This is a genomic window from Nonomuraea sp. B5E05 (genome assembly GCF_039880665.1).
Classification (GTDB): domain Bacteria; phylum Actinomycetota; class Actinomycetes; order Streptosporangiales; family Streptosporangiaceae; genus Nonomuraea.
The window spans coordinates 82,250-100,632 of sequence record NZ_JBDPMJ010000019.1; the positions used below are offsets into that span (position 1 = coordinate 82,250).

The 18,383-nt window shown below is 69.7% G+C and carries 17 protein-coding genes; 11 read left to right on the plus strand and 6 right to left on the minus strand.

Features of this window, described 5'->3' with window-relative positions:
• The first annotated feature begins 223 nt into the window (after positions 1-223).
• Genes ABGB01_RS30650 through ABGB01_RS30665 form a run of 4 tightly spaced genes read left to right on the plus strand, consistent with a single transcriptional unit; the run spans position 224 to position 4,820 of the window.
• Entirely contained in the window at positions 224-3,418 is a 3,195-nt protein-coding gene (locus ABGB01_RS30650; protein WP_347776994.1) for a nitrate- and nitrite sensing domain-containing protein, read from the plus strand.
• Positions 3,419-3,423: 5 nt separating this feature from the next.
• Positions 3,424-3,837: a roadblock/LC7 domain-containing protein gene (locus ABGB01_RS30655; RefSeq protein ID WP_201760494.1), complete on the plus strand. Its 414-nt coding sequence runs from the start codon at positions 3,424-3,426 to the stop codon at positions 3,835-3,837.
• 19 nt (positions 3,838-3,856) lie between these two features.
• A complete protein-coding gene (locus tag ABGB01_RS30660) occupies positions 3,857-4,261 on the plus strand; it encodes a DUF742 domain-containing protein (RefSeq protein WP_226898832.1) in 405 nt (134 codons plus the stop codon).
• On the plus strand, positions 4,242-4,820 hold the full coding sequence (locus ABGB01_RS30665) for an ATP/GTP-binding protein (RefSeq protein ID WP_132601556.1): 579 nt from the start codon (positions 4,242-4,244) through the stop codon (positions 4,818-4,820). The genes ABGB01_RS30660 and ABGB01_RS30665 overlap by 20 nt, the downstream gene beginning before the upstream one ends.
• Positions 4,821-4,967: 147 nt before the next feature.
• Here ABGB01_RS30665 and ABGB01_RS30670 read toward each other — a convergent pair whose 3' ends face one another.
• Positions 4,968-5,318: a metalloregulator ArsR/SmtB family transcription factor gene (locus ABGB01_RS30670; protein ID WP_347776995.1), complete on the minus strand. Its 351-nt coding sequence runs from the start codon at positions 5,316-5,318 to the stop codon at positions 4,968-4,970.
• Positions 5,319-5,372: 54 nt separating this feature from the next.
• Between ABGB01_RS30670 and ABGB01_RS30675 the strand changes: the two genes are divergently transcribed.
• Complete coding sequence (locus ABGB01_RS30675) at positions 5,373-6,137, plus strand: SDR family oxidoreductase (protein ID WP_347776996.1); 765 nt, start codon at positions 5,373-5,375, stop codon at positions 6,135-6,137.
• Between the two features lie 337 nt (positions 6,138-6,474).
• On the opposite strand, the gene ABGB01_RS30680 is transcribed toward ABGB01_RS30675, so the two are convergent.
• From ABGB01_RS30680 to ABGB01_RS30695, 4 genes are all read right to left on the minus strand, one after another.
• Positions 6,475-7,245: an ABC transporter ATP-binding protein gene (locus ABGB01_RS30680; protein WP_347776997.1), complete on the minus strand. Its 771-nt coding sequence runs from the start codon at positions 7,243-7,245 to the stop codon at positions 6,475-6,477.
• Positions 7,246-7,403: 158 nt separating this feature from the next.
• Positions 7,404-8,210, minus strand: coding sequence for an ABC transporter permease subunit (locus ABGB01_RS30685; protein WP_347776998.1), 807 nt, complete (start codon positions 8,208-8,210; stop codon positions 7,404-7,406).
• The gene (locus ABGB01_RS30690) at positions 8,207-9,022 is read right to left on the minus strand and encodes an ABC transporter permease (protein ID WP_347776999.1); all 816 of its coding nucleotides are present in this window, start codon (positions 9,020-9,022) and stop codon (positions 8,207-8,209) included. Before ABGB01_RS30690 ends, ABGB01_RS30685 begins: the two co-directional genes overlap by 4 nt.
• Positions 9,019-10,020 (minus strand): ABC transporter substrate-binding protein, encoded by a 1,002-nt coding sequence (locus tag ABGB01_RS30695; RefSeq protein WP_347777000.1) that lies wholly within the window; start codon positions 10,018-10,020, stop codon positions 9,019-9,021. The genes ABGB01_RS30690 and ABGB01_RS30695 overlap by 4 nt, the downstream gene beginning before the upstream one ends.
• Before the next feature lie 607 nt (positions 10,021-10,627).
• Between ABGB01_RS30695 and ABGB01_RS30700 the strand changes: the two genes are divergently transcribed.
• Genes ABGB01_RS30700 through ABGB01_RS30715 form a run of 4 tightly spaced genes read left to right on the plus strand, consistent with a single transcriptional unit; the run spans position 10,628 to position 14,790 of the window.
• A complete protein-coding gene (locus tag ABGB01_RS30700) occupies positions 10,628-13,384 on the plus strand; it encodes a nitrate- and nitrite sensing domain-containing protein (protein ID WP_347777001.1) in 2,757 nt (918 codons plus the stop codon).
• Positions 13,381-13,803 carry a roadblock/LC7 domain-containing protein gene (locus ABGB01_RS30705; RefSeq protein ID WP_132339573.1) on the plus strand — a complete coding sequence of 141 codons (423 nt, stop codon included), beginning with the start codon at positions 13,381-13,383 and terminating at the stop codon, positions 13,801-13,803. The genes ABGB01_RS30700 and ABGB01_RS30705 overlap by 4 nt, the downstream gene beginning before the upstream one ends.
• A gap of 38 nt (positions 13,804-13,841) precedes the next feature.
• Entirely contained in the window at positions 13,842-14,222 is a 381-nt protein-coding gene (locus tag ABGB01_RS30710; protein WP_132601579.1) for a DUF742 domain-containing protein, read from the plus strand.
• A complete protein-coding gene (locus ABGB01_RS30715) occupies positions 14,203-14,790 on the plus strand; it encodes an ATP/GTP-binding protein (protein WP_347777002.1) in 588 nt (195 codons plus the stop codon). The genes ABGB01_RS30710 and ABGB01_RS30715 overlap by 20 nt, the downstream gene beginning before the upstream one ends.
• A 16-nt stretch (positions 14,791-14,806) precedes the next feature.
• Here the strand turns inward: ABGB01_RS30715 and ABGB01_RS30720 are convergent, their stop codons facing one another.
• On the minus strand, positions 14,807-15,790 hold the full coding sequence (locus ABGB01_RS30720; protein ID WP_347777003.1) for an ABC transporter substrate-binding protein: 984 nt from the start codon (positions 15,788-15,790) through the stop codon (positions 14,807-14,809).
• Positions 15,791-16,316: 526 nt separating this feature from the next.
• Between ABGB01_RS30720 and ABGB01_RS30725 the strand changes: the two genes are divergently transcribed.
• Both ABGB01_RS30725 and ABGB01_RS30730 read left to right on the plus strand, forming a co-directional pair.
• On the plus strand, positions 16,317-17,009 hold the full coding sequence (locus ABGB01_RS30725; protein WP_347777004.1) for a nitrate- and nitrite sensing domain-containing protein: 693 nt from the start codon (positions 16,317-16,319) through the stop codon (positions 17,007-17,009).
• Positions 16,912-18,264, plus strand: coding sequence for an ATP-binding protein (locus tag ABGB01_RS30730; RefSeq protein ID WP_347777005.1), 1,353 nt, complete (start codon positions 16,912-16,914; stop codon positions 18,262-18,264). The genes ABGB01_RS30725 and ABGB01_RS30730 overlap by 98 nt, the downstream gene beginning before the upstream one ends.
• Positions 18,265-18,383: the final 119 nt, after the last annotated feature.

An 18,383-nucleotide genomic window follows, 5' to 3' on the forward strand; every position in this document is an offset into this window, starting at 1 on the left:
GTGCTGCTTTGGGCGTGTTTGATGGGATATGTTCGGTTGGCCGATCTGGTACGGGTTGTGTTCCAATTACCCAGCCGGACAGAATCCCATGCGCCACACGCGTGTCTGATTTTTTCGAGCACGTACCGGCGAGAGGTTGCGAGAGTCAGTGAGGACGGATAACCCCAGACATACGAGGTCAGGGGAGCACACAGGCGGACGGTTCCGGCTGGGGAACTGGCGTGTGCGCTCAAGGCTGGTCGCGCTGATCCTCATCCCCACGGTCGTGGGTGTGCTGCTCGCCGGCATCCAGCTGGCCGACGCCATCGGCACCAGCGCCGAATACCGCCGGCTGACCCAGGTCGCCGAGCTGGTGCAGCGCATCGGCGCGCTCAACCACGAGCTCGGCAAGGAACGCACGCTCACCGCGTGGTACATCGCCGACCGCAGGAAGGCCCAGCGCTTCGTCCAGGTCAAGACCCAGCGGCAGGCGACCGACAAGGCCAAGCAGGACGTCGTCAACGCGGCCTCGGCCATCGACGCAACCCACTCGACCCGCGTCCGCGAGGGCGTCGCCGGCATGAACCGCTGGCTCAACGGCCTCAACAGCCTGCGCGCCTCCATGGTCGGCAACGTGCCCCCGCGCGCCGTCATCAGCACCTACACCACGATGATCGACGTCTTCTCGTCGGTCCAGGGCGGCATGGGCGACGGCGTCACCGACGACTCCATCCAGGGAGACGTGGCCGCGCTCGGCGCGCTCCAGCGAGCCAAGGAAGAGGTGTCGCGGCAGCAGATCATCCTCCTCGTGACGCTCGTCCAGCGCGAGCTCGACAGCGACGACTGGGCGGACTTCCTCGGCTCCTGGAACAAGCAGCAGGCCGAGCAGCTCGCCTTCGAGCAGGAGGCCGACCCGCAGGCCCTGGAGGCGTACCACCAGGGCCTGCGGGGCCGGGAGGTCGACCAGGCCGACGCCATGCGGCAGCGGGCGCTCGCCCAGGTACGCGCACTCAACCGGATCAGGGACCTCGACGTCACCACGCGGGCCGACCGTACGCGCTGGTTCGAGAGCACCACCGCGACCGGCAACGCCATGCGCAAGGTCGAGGACGGCCTGGCCACCAAGATCGTGGCCGGCACCCGCGACCTGAGCGACACCGAGCAGCGCAACGCGATCATCTCCGGTGCGATGATCCTCGTGCTGCTGCTCCTCGTTCTGATCATCACCACCCGCGTGGCCGGCTCGCTGGTCCGCCCGCTGCGCCGGTTGCGCGCCGAAGCGCTCCAGGTCGCCACGACCCGGCTGCCCGAGACCGTCCGCCTGCTGCGCGAGTCCGGAGAGGGCGCCCACGTGCCCGAGATGCCGTCGGTCGGCATCAACACCCGTGACGAGATCGGTGAAGTGGCGCGGGCGTTCGACGAGGTCCACCGCGAGGCCATCCGGCTGGCCGGCGACGAGGCCAAGCTGCGTGCGAACGTCAACTCCATGTTCGTCAACCTCTCCCGGCGCAGCCAGACTCTGGTCGAGCGGCAGTTGCAGCTCATCGAGGGCCTGGAGCAGGGCGAGGAGGACGAGCAGCGGCTCGCCAACCTTTTCCGCCTCGACCACCTGGCCACCCGCATGCGCCGCAACAGCGAGAACCTCCTGGTTCTCGCCGGCCAGGAGGCCGCGCGCAAGTGGAGCGAGCCGGTGCCGCTGGTCGACATCGCCCGCGCCTCGCTCTCCGAGGTCGAGAACTACGAACGCGTCCAGATCCAGATCGCGTCCGGCACCCTGATCGTCGGCCCGGCCGTCACCGACGCCGTCCACCTGCTCGCCGAGCTGATCGAGAACGCCATCTCGTTCTCCCCCCGCGAGAGCAAGGTCCAGGTGACCAGCTCGCCGGTCGAGGGCGGCGTGCTCGTGTCGATCAACGACCTGGGCATCGGCATGAGCCAGGACGAGCTGGCCGAGGCCAACTGGCGGCTGGCGAACCCGCCCGTCGTCGACGTGTCCGTGTCGCGGCGCATGGGTCTGTTCGTGGTCGGCCGCCTGGCCCTGCGCCACGGCGTCCGGGTGCAGCTCAGCATGCGGGAGACGGGCGGTCTGAGCGCGCTCGTCATGATGCCCGACATGCTCATCAGCGACGGCTCGGGCACGCCGCAGCAGGGCGGCCAGTACGAAGCGTTCACGACGTTCGACCCGAGCATGCTCGGGCAGCCGTCCACGAACGGATCGGGCTCCCGCTCCGGGGCGCCCTCGGGCGACAGCTCCGAGCAGGTCGTGGACACGCAGTGGCCGGGGTCGCTGCCCGCGCCGGGCACCGGCAACTGGCCGTCGTTCGGCGATCAGCAGCAGCCCGCCGCCTTCGGCGAGCAGCCCGACCAGCAACCGGCCGCGTTCGGGGAGCAGCCGCCGGCGTTCGGGGAGCAGCCGCCGGCCTTCGGCGACCAGCCGTCGCCGTTCGCGGGTCAGCCGCAGGAAGCGCAGGAGGAGCCGGTCTGGCCGTCCTTCGCCCAGGAGCCGCCGCCCACGCCGTCGCCCTTCGGCGAGCAGCGCTGGCCCTCGTTCTCGGAGGAGCCCCCGCCCTCCTCCGAGCCGCAGCCGTTCGCGGAGAACCGGTGGCCGTCGTTCGCCGAGCAGCCCCCGCCGCTGCAGGATGACGAGCCGCGCTGGCCGTCGTTCGCGACGGAGCCGCCGCAGCAGCCGCCGCAGCAGCAGCCGCAGGAGGAGTCGCGGTGGTCGTCGTTCGCCGACCCGTTGCCGCGCAGGTCGTTGTTCGATGCGGAGGACCGGCCGCGGCCGCAGTTCGACCCGTCGTACCACTCGCCGTTCTCGGAGGAGCCCAAGCCCGCCGACCAGTTCGAGCAGAACGGGAACCCCGGCTACAACCCGTTCGGGCCGGGCGACTACTCCTCGCAGGACATGACCGGGCCGCTGCCCGCGGTGCGCAACTCGCCCATGGAGGAGCAGAGCGAGGAGTTCCTGCCGATCTTCTCGTCGGTCGGCTCCGACTGGTTCCGCAGGCCGGAGCCGGAGCAGATGCGGCCTCGTCACGAGCCGCAGCCCGAGCACGAGGCCACCGCCGTGAACCCGGCGGTGCCGGCGGACCCGCCGCCCGCCGGTCCCGCCCAGCAGACGCCGGGCAAGCTGCCGCAGCGCAAGCCGGGGCAGTCGGGCGCCGGCGCGTCGTGGTCCTCGCCCGCGGACACCGGCTTCCAGGCCGCGCAGGCCGCCGCGCAGCCTGCGCAGGCCGGCACGACGGCTTCTGGGCTGCCCCGCCGCGTCCCCAAGGCCAACCTGGTGCCCGGCACGGCCAGCCTCGCCGAGCCTCAGGCCGCATCACCGGCGCCGCAGATCTCACCTGAGCGGTTGCGCAGCAGGCTCTCCAGCTTCCAGCAGGGTGTCCGGCAAGGCCGAGCATTCACCCGCGGAGAAGAAAATGAGGAGGACAAATGAGAGAAATGAGCCAGGGAGCGCGCGGCATCAGCTGGCTGATCACGGACTTCGTGAACAACGTGCCCGGCGTCGCTCACACGGTCGTGGTGTCGTCCGACGGGCTGCCGCTGGCCTTTTCCGAGGGCTTTCCCAAGGACCGGGCCGACCAGCTCGCCGCGGTCGCCTCAGGTGTGATCAGTTTGACCCAGGGAGCGGCGCGGGTCTTCGAGGGCGGTATGGTGACCCAGACCGTCATCGAAATGCAGCGGGGCCTTCTGATGATCATGTCCATCAGCGATGGGTCCTGCCTGGCTGTCCTGGCCGCACCAGACTGTGACATGGGGCTGGTGGCATACCAGATGACTCTGCTGGTCGAGCGGGCGGGCCAGGTGCTGACTCCGGCGGTGCGCGCGGAGCTGCAAGCGGCCCGTCCCCGCTAGGGGGCGGTGACAGGAGATCATGGTGTCAGGTCAGGGTTGGGCTGGTGATAGTACACCGCCGCATCCGGCGGTTCCCCGTCCGCAGAAGCCGAGTTCCCTGGTACGGCCCTATGCCGTGACCGGGGGCCGTACCGCGCCGCGGATGAAGTTCGCCATGGAGGCCCTGGTGTCCTCCGTGACATCGGAATACCAAGACATTTCCCTACTTAGTCCGGAGTATCAGGCGATCATTCAGCTGACCCGGAACGTCAGGTCGGTTGCCGAGATCTCCGCCCTTTTACGCCAGCCTCTCGGTGTGGTCCGGGTGTTGATCGCCGACATGGCGTCGGAGGGCCTGATCCGCGTGCACCAGCCTGCGCTGGACGCGGGAAAGCCGGACCTCAACTTGCTCGAAAGGGTGCTCAGTGGACTTCGCAGGCTCTAGCCCCGGCCTAACCTCGACGAAGATCGTCGTGGCCGGGGGCTTCGGCGTGGGGAAGACGACGTTCGTGGGTGCGGTGTCGGAGATCCTGCCGCTCACCACCGAAGCGGTCATGACGGACGCCTCGGCGCACGTCGACGACGTCTCGCTCACGCCGAACAAGACGACGACGACCGTGGCGATGGACTTCGGCCGGGTCTCCCTCGACCGTGACCTGATCCTTTATCTGTTCGGCACGCCCGGGCAGCACCGGTTCTGGTTCATGTGGGACGACCTGGTGCGGGGTGCGATCGGCGCGGTGGTGCTGGTCGACACGCGCCGTCTGGCCGACAGTTTCCCTGCCATCGACTACTTCGAAGAGGCCAAGCTGCCCTTCGTGATCGGCATCAACGGCTGGGACGGCCAGTTCGCGCACGCGGAGGAGGAGATCCGCGAGGCGCTGTCGATCGGCGGCCACATCCCGATCGTGCGGCTGGATGCCCGGCAGCGCGAATCCGTCAAGGGCACCTTGATCACGCTGGTCGAGCACGCCCTGACCCGCCGCATGCACAGCCCGGTCTAGCCGGCTCAACGGCCCGCCGCCCTTGCCTGACCGGGGTGGCGGGCCGCTTGCTGCCCGGCCCTGGACCGGTCAGAACCCCGACCGCTCCACGGGTGACTCGCCTCGCGCAGCGCCGCAAGGTCGTCGCGCGCCTGCCAGAGCGGGGCGTCAACGATCGGCGTCGTCGCGCAGGCCGACCTGGGAGCCCACGTCGTCGATCTCGATCGCCGCGAGCACGACCTGGAGCAGGCCGGGGAAGCGGGCCTGTAAGTCGTCTCCGCGCAGGGTCACATAACAACGGGTGCCCTCCTGGCGGGTGCGGGTCAGCCCGGCGTCGCGCAGCACGCGCAGGTGATGGCTGAGCGTCGATTTGGCCACCGGTGCGCGTAGTTGCCCCCAGCCGCGCTCGCGGCCGTCGGCCAGCACGCGCACCAGCCCGACCCGGATCGGGTCGCTCAGCGCGGCCATCACCTCGGTCAGTGCGATCTCGCCCAACTCGGGATGATGTGCCTTCTGCATACGTCCATGCTAGCTTGTTCGACGTTTCACGAACGTCGAACATAGGGGGACGATGTGACCGATCGACCAGGCGGCCGGATGGAGGGCAAAGCGGTGATCGTGACAGGGGCGGGCACGGGGATCGGCCGCGCCGCCGCGCTCGCCTTCGCCCGCGCCGGAGCGCACGTGCTGGGGGTGGGCCGCCGCGCCGACGTGCTGCGGGAGACCGCGGACCAGCACCCCGGCATCGCCGTCCGCGCCGCCGACGTCCGCGGCGAGCACGCGCCGGAGACGATCGTCGGCGCGGCGATCGAGCGGTGGGGGCGCCTCGACGTGCTCGTCAACAGCGCCGGCGCCACCGCCATGATGGCGCTGGCCGACACCGACGCCGAGCGCGTCGGAGATCTGTTCGCGCTCAACGTCACCGCGCCCAGCCTGCTCGCCCGCGCCGCGCTGCCGCACCTGAAGGCCACCCGCGGCGCGATCGTCAACGTCTCCAGCACGTACGGGCACCGCCCGCTGCCCGGCGCCGCCCACTACGCCGCCTCGAAGGCCGCCTTGGAGCAGTTGACCCGCAGTTGGGCCCTGGAGCTCGCGCCCGACGGCATCCGCGTCAACGCCCTGGCCCCCGGCCCGACCGAGAGCGAGGCACTGGCCGCCGCCGGGCTGCCCCGGGACACGGTCGAGCAGATCAAGCAGGACGAGGCCGCCCGCATCCCGCTCGGCCGCCGTGGCGAGCCGGACGAGGTGGCCGCCTGGATCGTGCACCTCGCCGACCCCGCCGCCACCTGGATCACCGGCCAGGTCCTCACCGTCGACGGCGGCCTGGAACTCGTGTGAGCCCCGGCCCTCCGCAACACGACGGTGCCCCGCCTGCCTGGAGAGAGGGCACGACTTCCAGAATAGGCTTTCATGCGCTGACCGGCCGGAGTACAACCACATGACCCGGTCAAATGCACGCCGTGACGGCGGCCGTCCCCGTGCGGGTCAGCGGGCGTCCCCCTGGAGGCGCTCAGCCACGTGTGGCGGGTGGCGTGACCTTGGCGCCAGCCGTAAAGAATGCTGTTTTTCCGCACGGCCCACGTGGCTGCGGACCCCAGGGCCGGACGCGGCCCTGAAGAGGGATGGTCGCACGTCCGCGTGGCTGCGGACAGAAGGGGCGCGGACGTGCGGATGATCACACGGTCGCGTGGCCGCGGACCAGGCGGCCGACCTCGGCGCGCAGGTGCACGAAGTCGGGGTGCTCGCGGGTGGAGATCTGGTCGCGCGGCGCGGGCAGGTCCACCTTGAGGTCGCCCACCACGTGCGCCGGGGCCTTGGAGAGCACCACCACGCGGTCGCCGACGTAGACGCTCTCGTCGATGTCGTGCGTGATGAGCACGATCGTCATCTGGTGGTGGCCGCGCACCTTGAGCACCAGGTCTTCCAGGTCCTCGCGGGTCTGGGCGTCGACCGAGCCGAACGGCTCGTCCATGAGCATCAGGGTCGGCCGGTAGGCCAGCGCACGCGCGATCGCCACCCGCTGCTGCATGCCGCCGGAGAGCTGGAACGGATATTTGCGCCCCGCGTCCTGCAGCCCGACCGACTCCAGGGCCTCGTGGGCGGCCTCGCGGCGCTGGCGCTTGTCCATGTTCTTGCGGCGCAGCGGCAGCGCCACGTTGTCGGCCACCGACATCCACGGGAACAACGAGCGGCTGTAGTCCTGGAAGACGACGGCCAGGTTGTCGGGGGTCTGGCGCACCACGTCGCCCTCGACCCTGATCTCGCCACCTGTCGGGTTGATCAGGCCGGCGATCGAGCGCAGCAGCGTCGACTTCCCGCACCCCGAAGGGCCGACGATGCACAGCAGCTCACCCGCCGCGACGCTCAGGTTGAGCCCGTCGATGGCGTGGTGCGCGTTCGGGCTGCCGCCGCCGTAAACGTGGGAGAGGTTGTCTATCTCGAGCAATGGATGTCCTTGGGGGCGAGGCCGCGGATTGCACGGCGGCTCTTGCGGAGCCGGGGACAGCAACTTTATCGGAGGGTAAATTGCCGGACATGTCGGTTAGATAACCTATTGAGAACGTGATCTCAGTCTTTCACGGGCGCCACCGCCATGGGGGACGCTCACGCAGCCGCCAGTTGCTGGGCGGCGTGGTGCCAGCCGAGCACCCGGCGCTCCGCGACCAGGAAGAGCTCGTTGAGCAAGTATCCCAGCACCCCCAGCAGCACGATCCCGGCCCAGATTCCGGGCAGGTCGAACGTGGAGTAGGCGTCGGTGATCTGGAAGCCGATGCCGTTGGTGGTGCCGGGCAGCAGCTCGGAGAAGACCATGACGATCAGCGAGAGCGACAGGGCCAGCCGCAGCCCGGCGAACATCTTGGGCAGCGTGGACGGCACCACCACGCGCAACAGCAGCTCGGCCCGCGACAGCCGGAACGCCTGGCTCGTCTGCAGGTGCAGCGGCTCGACCGAGCGGGCGCCGTCGGCGGTGTTGAGCAGCACCGGCCACACGATGCTGAACATGATGAACGCCAGCTGCATCCGCAGCCCGAACCCGAACAGCACGAGGAAGACGGTGACCAGTGCGGGCGGCGGGATCGCGCGCAGGAACTGCAGCACCCCGTCGAGATAGTCGTACGCCCTGGCGGACAGCCCCACCGCCAGCCCGAGCACGACGCCGGCCAGCGCGCCCCCCGCGAAGCCCGCGGCCATCCTGCCCAGGCTCGGCAGGATGTTCTCCACGGCCGCGTCGGTCAGGAACAACGTATCCGGCGGGCCCGAGAACCACATGGCGTGCATCCGGGTCACGATCGCGCTCGGCGGCGGGAAGAACGTGCTGCCCGCCACCCGCGTGGCCGCCTCCCAGACCAGGACGAGCACGAGCAGCACCACCCAGCGGAACGTCGCCGTGCCCAGCCCTCCGCGCCTCATGGCCGCTCTCCCAACTGCGCGTGATGCCAGCGGAACGCCCGCCGCTCGGCGGCCACCAGCAGCGCGTTGACCAGGACTCCGAACAGGCCGACCCAGAACACGCCGGCCAGGATGTCGGCCATCCGCGCGGGCACGGCGATGCCGGCGAAGAAGATGAACACGCCGATGCCCTCACCCCGCCCGGCCACGATCTCGGTGCTGACGGTCAGGATGAGCGCCACCCCTGCGGCCAGCCTGATCCCGGTGGTGATGAAGGGCGCCGACGACGGCAGCGAGACACGCAGCAGCACCGCCAGGGGGCCGAAGCCGTACGACCTGAGGGACTCCTTGGCCAGCGGGTCGACGCCGCGCAGGCCGTACATCGTGTTGTAGAGGATGGGCCAGAGCGAGGCGTAGACCACCAGCGTGACGCGCAGTTGGAGCCCGGTGCCGATGACGAGGGCCACCAGCGGGATGAGCGCCACCGACGGGATCGGCCGCAGGAACTCCACGACCGACCGCATCGCGGCGTCGACGATCGGGACGCTGCCGAGCAGCAGGCCGAGCGGCACCGCGAGGGCCGCCGCGATGCCCAGCCCCATCGCCCAGGCGAGCAGGCTGGTCAGGGCGTGCCCGAGGAAGGCGGGATCGGCTGGCAGCGTGACCGCACGCACGACGATCTCCGTGGCCGGCGGCAGGAACTCCGGATCGGCCAGGCCCGTCCGGCTCGTCAGCTCGATCAGGGCGGCGAAGGCGAGCGCCCCGGCCGCCCGGCGTGACCAGCGGGTGGTCGTGGACGCCGGACGGGCACGGGACAGGGTCTGGGCGCTCACCCGGACGTGGTGGGCGACATGAGGGTCTTCACGTCGATCGCCTTGGACAGCCACTTGGCCTCCAGCATCCAGTCGGCCACCCGCTGGAGGCGGACCGGATTGTCGTTGCTGGAGAAGTAGGGGAAGGTGACGGTGGCCGCCGTGGCGGCGTTGATCTGCGTGAAGGTCGGCAGCACCTTGGCCACGACCTCACGGTTGTTCTCCATCAGCTTGCCCGCGTTGTGGATGGCCCGCTGGAACGCCGCGGCGACCTTGGGGTTCTTGTCGTACCACTCCTGCGTGCTGACGTAGCCGGAGATCGGGAACTCCGCGGCGGGGCCGGACGCGGGGTCGAGGATCTTGCGGGCGCCCATGGACGCCGTGGCGGCGGTGACCATCGGCTCCCCGAGGTAGGCGGCGTCGATCTGGCCGCCCTTCCAGGAGGGCATGATGTTCTGGAAGGTCACCTGCACGTATTTGATCGTGGCCGGATCGACGTTGTTGGCCTTGAGCACCTGCGTGAGCGCCAGCTCCTGGAAGTTGTGCAGGACGTTCACGTTGATCGTCTTGCCTTCGAGGTCTTTCGGCGCCTTGATGGGCGAGTCGGGCAGCGCCATGATGCTCAGCGAGTCGGGGGAGGCGCGCGAACCCTCGGCCAGGATCCGCAGCTTGAGCGAGCCCTTGTCGTGGGCGGCGAACATCGAGACGTAGTTGCCGAACATGGCGTCGATCTCGCCGTTCAGCATCATGGGAATTGCCTCGGGGGAGGCCTGGACGACCTGCGGTGTGACCTCCAGGCCCTCCTTCTCGAAGAGCCCCTGGTCGATGGCCACGTAGAGGGCTGCGCTGTCGATGGCGGGCAGGGTGGCGACCTTGATCTCCGTCTTCTCCAGGCCGCCGTTGGCGGGTGCGGACGATGGCGCGCCGGCGGTCGTTGAGCCGCCGGTGCTGCACGCGACTGCACCGAGTATCAGAGCGATCCCGATGATGGCGGTCCTGGCGGGACGGCCAAGCCTCATGTCAGGGACTCCCTTCAGATGGAGCCAGGGGGGAACCGGGGGCTTCTGCTCCCGGGGGGTTGCGTGCCTGACGCACAACAGAGATCGACGGTAGCACCAAATTAGCGGTCATTATCGCGAGAACAACACTTGTGGTTGCAATGTCTGTTTCGGGCTCTATCGTGAAATTCTGGCGACCGATACGGGTCCGAATGTATGTCCGTTTTGGGACTGGAGGTGAACGCGAGACATCAGTAACTGATGGTGCATACTATTCGATCTTTTCTGCGAGTCAAGAGGTGGCCCGCGGGCGGTCCTCTATTTCCTGTTTCACCTGATGAGAGGCCCTCTACCGATTCTGTCGAATTTTCTGGACACTGGGGGATAAACACCCCATATGGGCACTAGTAGTGGTTGGCCCTTGGCGACCCCTGTGCTCAAATGGCGCTTATCTGGACGTACATATTGCCCCACCTGCAATAACCTGCACGGCCCCCGAGAATTTCCCCCTCCAGGCGAGAGGTTGCGAAGGCAAGTGAGAACGCAGAGCGCCGAAGCTTCCGCCGACCGCGAGCCGCACGGGCATGAGAAGCGACGGTTGTCTCAGCCGACCTCGAAAAGGTTCGGATTGGGCAACTGGCACGTACGGTCGCGGCTCGTCGCGCTGATCGTCGTTCCCACGGCCGTGGCCGTGGGGCTGGGCGGACTGAACGTGATCACCTCGCTCAGTGACGCCAACACCTATCAGACCCTCAGGGAGGTCGCCGAGTTCAGCCAGCAACTCGGCACCGTCACGCACGAGCTGTCCTTCGAACGCGACGAGACCGCGCTCTTCATCGCCCAGGGCCGTCCCGACAACCGCGAAGCCCAGCTGCGCACCACCTACAGCGCGGTGAACGGCCACATCGAGGAGGCCAAGGAGCGGGCGGCGGCGATCACGGACACCCACGCCGACGCCGTACGCCCGGTGCTGCGCCGGCTCGACGAGATCCGGACGGTACGCGACACCGCGGTCAACGGGAAGATCCAGCCCCTGCCGATGATCCAGAAGTACTCGCAGATCATCGCGACCCTGCTGCAGTTCCACGACCAGGTCGGCCAGGTCGCGGTGGACGACGAGGTGTCACGCAGCGCCGGCTCGCGGGCCGCCATCGCCAGGGCCAAGGAGCAGGCGTCCGAGCAGCGTGGCATCCTGGCCGGCGCGCTGGACAGGAAGGGCTTCGACAGCGGCGAGCTCGACGCGCTCACCGACGCCAAGTCGCGCGAGGAGAGCGAGACGACGCTGTTCGCCACCCTGGCCAACCTCGAACAGCTCGAGCTCTACCGCAACACGGTCGTGGGCCACGACGTCGACCAGACCGACCTGTTCAGGCTCCGGGCCATGGCACAGGCGGCCGAGGGCAAGGAGCTGAGCATCGGTGGCCGGCCCGCCCAGGACGCGGCCACGTGGGTCGAGGTCAGCACCGGCAAGATCGACGCGCTGCGCACCGTGGAGAAGGAGCTGTCCTCCTCGGTCATCCTGCGTGCCAGGGCCCTGGAGGAGAGCGCCAACCGCTCGGCGCTGATCTCCGGCGGCTTCATCCTGGTGCTGCTGCTCGTGGTGCTCGCGATCATCTCGCTCATCGCCCGCTCGCTGATCAGGCCGCTGCGCAAGCTGCGCGGCGAGGCGCTCGACATCGCGGGCAAGCGCCTGCCGGGCACCGTACGCGAGCTGCGCGAAAGCGGGGAAGGAACGGTCCCGCCGGTCGACCCGATCGGCGTGGACACGCACGACGAGATCGGTGAGGTCGCGCGGGCGTTCGACGAGGTGCACCGTGAGGCGGTGCGGCTGGCGGGTGAGGAGGCGCGGCTGCGGAGCAACGTGAACGCGATGTTCGTGAACCTGTCGCGGCGTAGTCAGACGCTGGTGGAGCGGCAGATCACGTTGATCGACGGTCTGGAGCAGGGTGAGCAGGACGAGCAGCGGCTCGGGAACCTGTTCAAGCTGGATCACCTGGCCACGCGTATGCGGCGTAACAGTGAGAACCTGCTGGTGCTGGCGGGGCAGGACCCGCCACGCCGCTGGAGCCAGCCGGTCAAGCTGGTCGACGTCGCCCGGGCCTCCCTGTCGGAGGTGGAGAACTACGAGCGGGTCGTGTTGCAGGTGCCCGACGGGGTGTCGGTGGCCGGTCAGGCGGTCAACGACGTCATCCACCTGATCGCGGAGCTGGTGGAGAACGCCCTGTCGTTCTCGCCGCGTGAGACGCGGGTGACGGTGTCGGGCAGCAGGATCGACGGCGGCGGCGTGATGTTGTCGATCACCGACTCCGGCATCGGGATGACGCAGGAGGAGCTGGCCCAGGCGAACGATCGCCTGACGGACGCGCCGACCGTGGACGTGTCGGTGTCGCGGCGCATGGGCCTGTTCGTGGTCGCCCGCCTGGCGCACCGCCACGGCATCCGGGTGCAGCTGCGCCCGCACAGTTCCGGCGGGCTGACCGCGATGGTGCTGATCCCGGAGAACATGCTGGGCACGCAGGCGCCTCCCCTCGCCGGCACGCCGTCCTTCTCCGGCAACCAGCCCTCCGCGTTCTCCGGCAACCAGCCTCCCGCCCTCGCGGGCGCGGCGAGCGGCGGGCCCAGGGACGAGCCGTACTCCGGCCCGCATCCCGCCCCGCCGGCCGTGGACTGGCCGCAGCCCCCGTACCAGCTGGGCCCCGGCCACCCGTCCTTCCCGTCGAACCCGGAGCAGGGCGGCAACTGGCCGCCGTCGGCTCCCTGGCAGCCCGAGCCCGGCGGCTGGCCGCAGGAACCGCTCGGCTACGACGGGGCCGACGTGTGGAACTCGGGCGGTCCGCACCGGGGCCCGGCGCTGAACGGCGACCGCGGCCTGCCCAGACGGCCAGGGCCCGAGCGCCCGCCGGGCGGCTGGAGCAACGACACGATGCCGCCGCAGCGGCCGGGGTTCGACCACCACGATCCGGATCGGGGGACGTCGGGGTCCATCCCGGCTGCCCCGCCCGCCTCCGGCGGTGACGACTACCTGCCGATCTTCGCCGCCGTCGAGTCCGCCTGGTTCGGCCGCGACGGGAGCGGTGCGAGCTGGGGCCCGTCCAAGGCGGACGAAGGCTGGAGCGCGGCGGAAGCGGTGGTGGAGCCGGTGCGTAATGGATCGACGGCCGCCGGGCTGCCCAAGCGGGTGCCCAAGGCCAACCTGGTGCCCGGCTCGGCGGACACCTCGTCGTCGCCGAAGGGGGTGACGCCGATGCCGTCGGTGTCGCCGGACCGGATCCGCAACCGGCTCTCCAGCTTCCAGCAGGGCTTCCGGGCGGCACGTGATGACATCAGCGAGGGCAGGGCGTTCCCCTCTGGCCCAGCGGACGACAACAGGGAGGAGGACGCATGAGAGACCTGAGTCACGCGGCACGCGGAGTCGACTGGCTGATCACCGATTTCGTCAGCACCGTTCCCGGGGTCGCGCACGCGGTGGTCGTTTCGTCTGACGGGTTGCCGCTTGCGGCGTCGTCGGGGTTTCCGGCTGATCGGGCGGATCAGCTGGCGGCGATCGCGTCGGGTCTGGTGAGTTTGACGCAGGGTGCGGCGCGGGTGTTCGAGGGGGGTGCGGTCAATCAGACGATCGTGGAGATGCAGCGTGGGTTGATGCTGATCATGTCGGTCAGCGATGGTTCGTGTCTGGCGGTGCTGGCGGCTCCGGATTGTGACATGGGGTTGGTGGCGTACCAGATGACGCTGATGGTGGATCGCGCCGGTCAGGTGCTGACTCCGGCTGTGCGTGCGGAGCTGCGCGCCAGCCAGACAAGGTGACGTAGGTGACAGACCCCCGATGGAACAGCGGTGACTGGGTGCCTCCGCCTCAGCCCCAGTCCCAGTCGCCGCTGAGTCCCGACCCGGCGTCGCCCGTCCGCCCGTACGCGGTGACAGGCGGACGGACGGCGCCGCGGGTCAAGCTGGCGATGGAGGCCCTCGTGTCCTCGGCGACCGCCGAGCAGCGGGAGTTCTCGCACATCACGCCGGAGTACCAGGCGATCAGCCAACTGTGCCGGCAGGTCCGGTCGGTGGCGGAGGTGTCGGCCCTGCTGCGGATCCCCCTGGGCGTCGTACGGGTCCTGATCGCTGACATGGCCGCCGAAGGTCTGGTCCGCGTGCACCAGCCGCAGCTGGATGAGGGTAGGCCGGACGTCAATCTGCTCGAAAGGGTGCTCAGTGGACTTCGCAGGCTCTAGTCCCGGCCTCACCTCGACGAAGATCGTGGTGGCTGGAGGTTTCGGGGTGGGCAAGACGACGTTCGTCGGCGCGGTGTCGGAGATCATGCCGTTGACCACGGAGGCCGTCATGACGGATGCCTCCAAGGGCATCGACGATCTGGGCATGACGCCGTTGAAGTCGACGACGACCGTGGCGATGGACTTCGGCCGGGTCTCCCTCGACCGTGACCTGATCCTTTATCTGTTCGGGACGCCCGGGCAACATCGGTTCTGGTTCATGTGGGACGACCTGGTGCGCGGGGCGATCGGCGCGGTGGTGCTGGTCGACACGCGACGGCTGGCCGACAGTTTCCCCGCCATCGACTACTTCGAAGAGGCGCAACTGCCGTTCATCGTCGGAGTGAACGGCTGGGACGGCCAGTACGCCCACAGCGACGCCGAGGTCCGCGACGCCCTGACCCTGGCCCCGCACATCCCGATGGTGCGCCTGGACGCCAGGTCGAAGGACTCCGTGAAAAGCGCGCTGATCAACCTGGTCGAACACGCCCTGTCGGTCAGGATGGCCGTGCCGGGCTGGGGCGGCTGAGCCGCTTCCGCGAGTGTCACCGCCCGGGCATGGGCACGACCATCGAGGCCACGTCGACCTTCGACTTCAGGTAGCCGAACTCGTACATCAGGTCCGCCACCCGCTGGATGCGCGTGGCGTTCAGCGACGTGGGGAACGTCCCCATCGCCATGGTCATCACCGCCTCCTTCGGGGTCTGGGTGTAGAGCGGGACGACCTCGGCCAGCACCGCGCGGTCGGTCGCGGCCAGGCGCTGCGCCCTGGACACGGCGCGCTGGAAGGCCGCGGCGGTTCGCGGATGCCGGGCCGTCCATTCCTCCGTCGCGGCCCAGCCGTCGATCGGCAGCGCGTCGGTGGGGCCGGTGTTGGTGTCGAGCAGCAGTCGCGCGCCCGCCTGCTGGGCGGCCGACAGGAACGGCTCCACCATCCACGCGGCGTCCACCCGCGACTCCTTGAGCGCGGCCAGTTGGGCCTCGAAGTTCACCACGACGAACTTCACCTGGTCGGGCGCGACCTCATAAGCCTTCAGGTGGGCGCTCATCGACATCGTGCCCAGGTTGTCGAGCGAGTTGACGGCGATCGTCGCGCCCTTGAGGTCCTTCGGGCCCTGCAGCGGGGAGTCGTTCATGACCACGACGCCCGCGATGCCCGGCGCGGCCGCCAGGCTGTCGTGCAGGATCTTGATCTTCGCCGCGCCGCTGCCCTGGATGTTGATCAGGGACACGTAGCTGCCCTTGAAGATGTCCATGGTGCCGTTGAGGATCTTCGGCATGACGGTCTGCGGCGCCTGGATGACCTCCGTCCTGACGGTCAGGCCCTCCTCCTTGAAGAACCCGCGGCGGTCGGCGATGAAGACCGGAGCCGACGAGGGCGTCGGGCTGACGCCGATGGTCAGCGCGGTCCTCTCCAGGCCTCCCTGCTGACTGCCTGAGGCAGGTCCGGGGTCGGCGCCGCCACATGCGGTGAGGACGATCGTGGTGGCGAGCGCCGCGCAGGCGCGGAGGGCGGGCCCGGATCGCATGGTCCTCCTTGGCCGGGGCATCGGGCCGCCGTGGACGCCGGCAAGTGGACGCCGGGAAGTGCACGCGGGGAAACAGAACCGGAGGCGGCGGCACGCGGACAGGCGGTGATCGTACAGCAGGAGTGTCACGAATGCCATGAATGGCCCTGAGTCACGGCTCAGTGAAACATCGCTGATTGTCGGTTGCTGTCCGGCTTTCATGACGTCTCTGCTTCGCTGGGGGTTGTTTTGCTGTACGTCATCCTTTCCGGGCAGTCAGGTGATTTGTAAGGTTGGCGCAACCTGCCTGGCGTGTGTTGAAATTGCCCTTCGTCTCGGGGGCGCATCAGGTGCCGATGCCGGCGTATGTGTAGGCCAGAGAGTGGAACCAGTGAGCAACCGATCGCCTGCGGACGTCCACCGTCCCCATCCGCCTTTACCGTCGAAACCGCATGGCCGCAACGGCGGAAAAGGACGGCGCAAATTCCGGTTCCGGGATTGGCGGGTACGATCGCGGCTCATCGCCCTGATCGTCATCCCGACCGGAGTGAGCATCGTGGTCGGCGCGCAGCAGGTCATCACGTCGTGGACGCTGGCCGGTCAATACCAGCGCGTCATGGACAAATCCGAGCTCAGCGCCTCCGTCGCCGAGCTGACCCACCAGCTGGCCCTGGAACGCGACCTCGCCGTGCACTACGTGGCCGCCGGCCGCACCCCCGAACGCGAGGAGCCGCTGCGCGCGCAGTTCGGCCGCGTCGACGCCGCCGCCGAGGCGTTCCGCGAGAAGGCCGCGACCATCACTCCCGCGTACGGCGAGAGCACGTCGACTCTCACCCGGCAGATGCTCAGCCGCCTGCCGGAGATCGCCGCCACCCGCAGCACCGTACTCGGCTCCGCCCTGCTCGCCCTGCCCACCGTCACCAAGTACTCCCAGATCATCGCGGTGCTCGCGCAGTTCCACGACGAGATCGGCAAGGGAGGTGACCAGGAGGTGCTCGCCGGCGACGTGGCCGCGCTCTCCGCCCTGTCCAGGGCGTACAACGCCGCCTCCGAGCAGCGCGGCCTGCTCACCGGTGCGGCCGCCGCCGGGCGGTTCCAGAGCGGCGAACTCGACCGGTTCATCGCCGCCCGCGCGCGGCAGCGTGCCCGCGCCCATCGGGGTCGACTCCCGCGACGAGATCGGCGAGGTCGCCCGGGCGTTCGACGAGGTGCACCGCGAGGCCATCCGGCTGGCCGGTGAGGAGTCCCGGCTGCGCGCCAACGTCAACGCCATGTTCGTCAACCTGTCCAGGCGCAGCCAGACCCTGGTCCAGCGGCAGTTCCAGATCATCGGCGGGCTGGGGCAGGGCGAGCGGGACGAGCGGCGGCTGGCCGGCCTGTTCACCCTCGACCACCTGGCCACGCGCATGCGGCGCAACAACGACAACCTGCTGGTCCTGGCCGGGCAGGACGCCCCCCGCCGGTGGAACGAGCCGGTCGGCCTGGCCGACGTGGTGCGCGCCGCGCTGTCGGAGGTCGAAGGGGCTGAGCGGGTCGCGGTCAGGCTCGCCGACGGCGTCGCCGTCTCGGGACAGGCGGTCAACGACATCGTCCACCTGCTGGCGGAGCTGATCGAGAACGCGCTGGCCTTCTCGCCGTACGAGACCCGCGTCACCGTCTCCACCGGGACCGCGGAGAGCGGCGGGCTCATGCTCTCCATCGACGACACCGGCATCGGCATGACCCGGGACGAGCTCGAACAGGCCAACGCCCGGCTCGCCCGCGCGCCCACGGTGGACGTGTCGGTCTCCCGCCGCATGGGGCTGTTCGTGGTCGCCCGGCTGGCGCGGCGCCACGGCGTACGGGTGCGGCTGCGCTCGCACGCGGCCGGCCTGACCGCGATCGTGCTCCTGCCCGGCTCCCTGCTCCACTCCCACCTGGGCCCCGGCCACCCCACCCCCCCCCTTCCCACCTCGGCCTTCTTCCCTTCGTCGCCCGCCCGGCCCTCCGGCTTCTTCAGCCCACCGCCCGCCTTCTCCAGCACCTCTCCACCCGCGCCCTGGACCACCCACCCGCCCGGACCGCACACCCCGCCCGGATCACCGGGATTCGACCCGCTGCGGGCGGGGCCGCCCGCGCGGGGTGCGGACGACTACCTGCCGATCTTCGCCGCCGTGGAGTCGGCCTGGTTCGACCGCAACCGCAGCGACGTGTGGAGCTCGCCCCAGGCGGACGCCGGATGGAGCGCCGCGCAGGCCGCGGCCAGCCCGGTCGACGACGGCGCCACCCCGTCCGGCCTGCCCAAGCGCGTGCCCAGGGCCAACCTGGTGCCCGGCACCGCCGACAGCGCCTCCACCCCCAAGGGCGTGGCCCCCATCCCGCGGATCTCGCCCGACCGGGTCCGCAACCGCCTGGCCGGCTTCCAGCGGGGCGTCCGCGCGGCACGCGACGACCTCAGCACGGGCGGCACCCCGCCTCCCGGCCCGTGGAGAACGCCTCCGGTGGAGGGCGCATGACGGGACATGGCCCGCGCCGGACTGCTCCAGCCGCGCCGCTCGGCGCGCGGCCCGGCTCCACCGCGCTCGAAAGGGAAGAACCTTTCGAATTCTGCGGGAAGCCACGGCTGGACAATGCC

What these genes read in the sequence shown, in the direction of transcription:
- ABGB01_RS30655 (WP_201760494.1), top strand. Translation starts at nt 3,424, where the DNA reads ATGAGCCAGGGAGCGCGCGGCATCAGCTGGCTGATCACGGACTTCGTG.
- ABGB01_RS30660 (WP_226898832.1), top strand. Translation starts at nt 3,857, where the DNA reads ATGGTGTCAGGTCAGGGTTGGGCTGGTGATAGTACACCGCCGCATCCG.
- ABGB01_RS30670 (WP_347776995.1), bottom strand. Translation starts at nt 5,318, where the DNA reads ATGCAGAAGGCACATCATCCCGAGTTGGGCGAGATCGCACTGACCGAG.
- ABGB01_RS30685 (WP_347776998.1), bottom strand. Translation starts at nt 8,210, where the DNA reads ATGAGGCGCGGAGGGCTGGGCACGGCGACGTTCCGCTGGGTGGTGCTG.
- ABGB01_RS30695 (WP_347777000.1), bottom strand. Translation starts at nt 10,020, where the DNA reads ATGAGGCTTGGCCGTCCCGCCAGGACCGCCATCATCGGGATCGCTCTG.
- ABGB01_RS30705 (WP_132339573.1), top strand. Translation starts at nt 13,381, where the DNA reads ATGAGAGACCTGAGTCACGCGGCACGCGGAGTCGACTGGCTGATCACC.
- ABGB01_RS30720 (WP_347777003.1), bottom strand. Translation starts at nt 15,790, where the DNA reads ATGCGATCCGGGCCCGCCCTCCGCGCCTGCGCGGCGCTCGCCACCACG.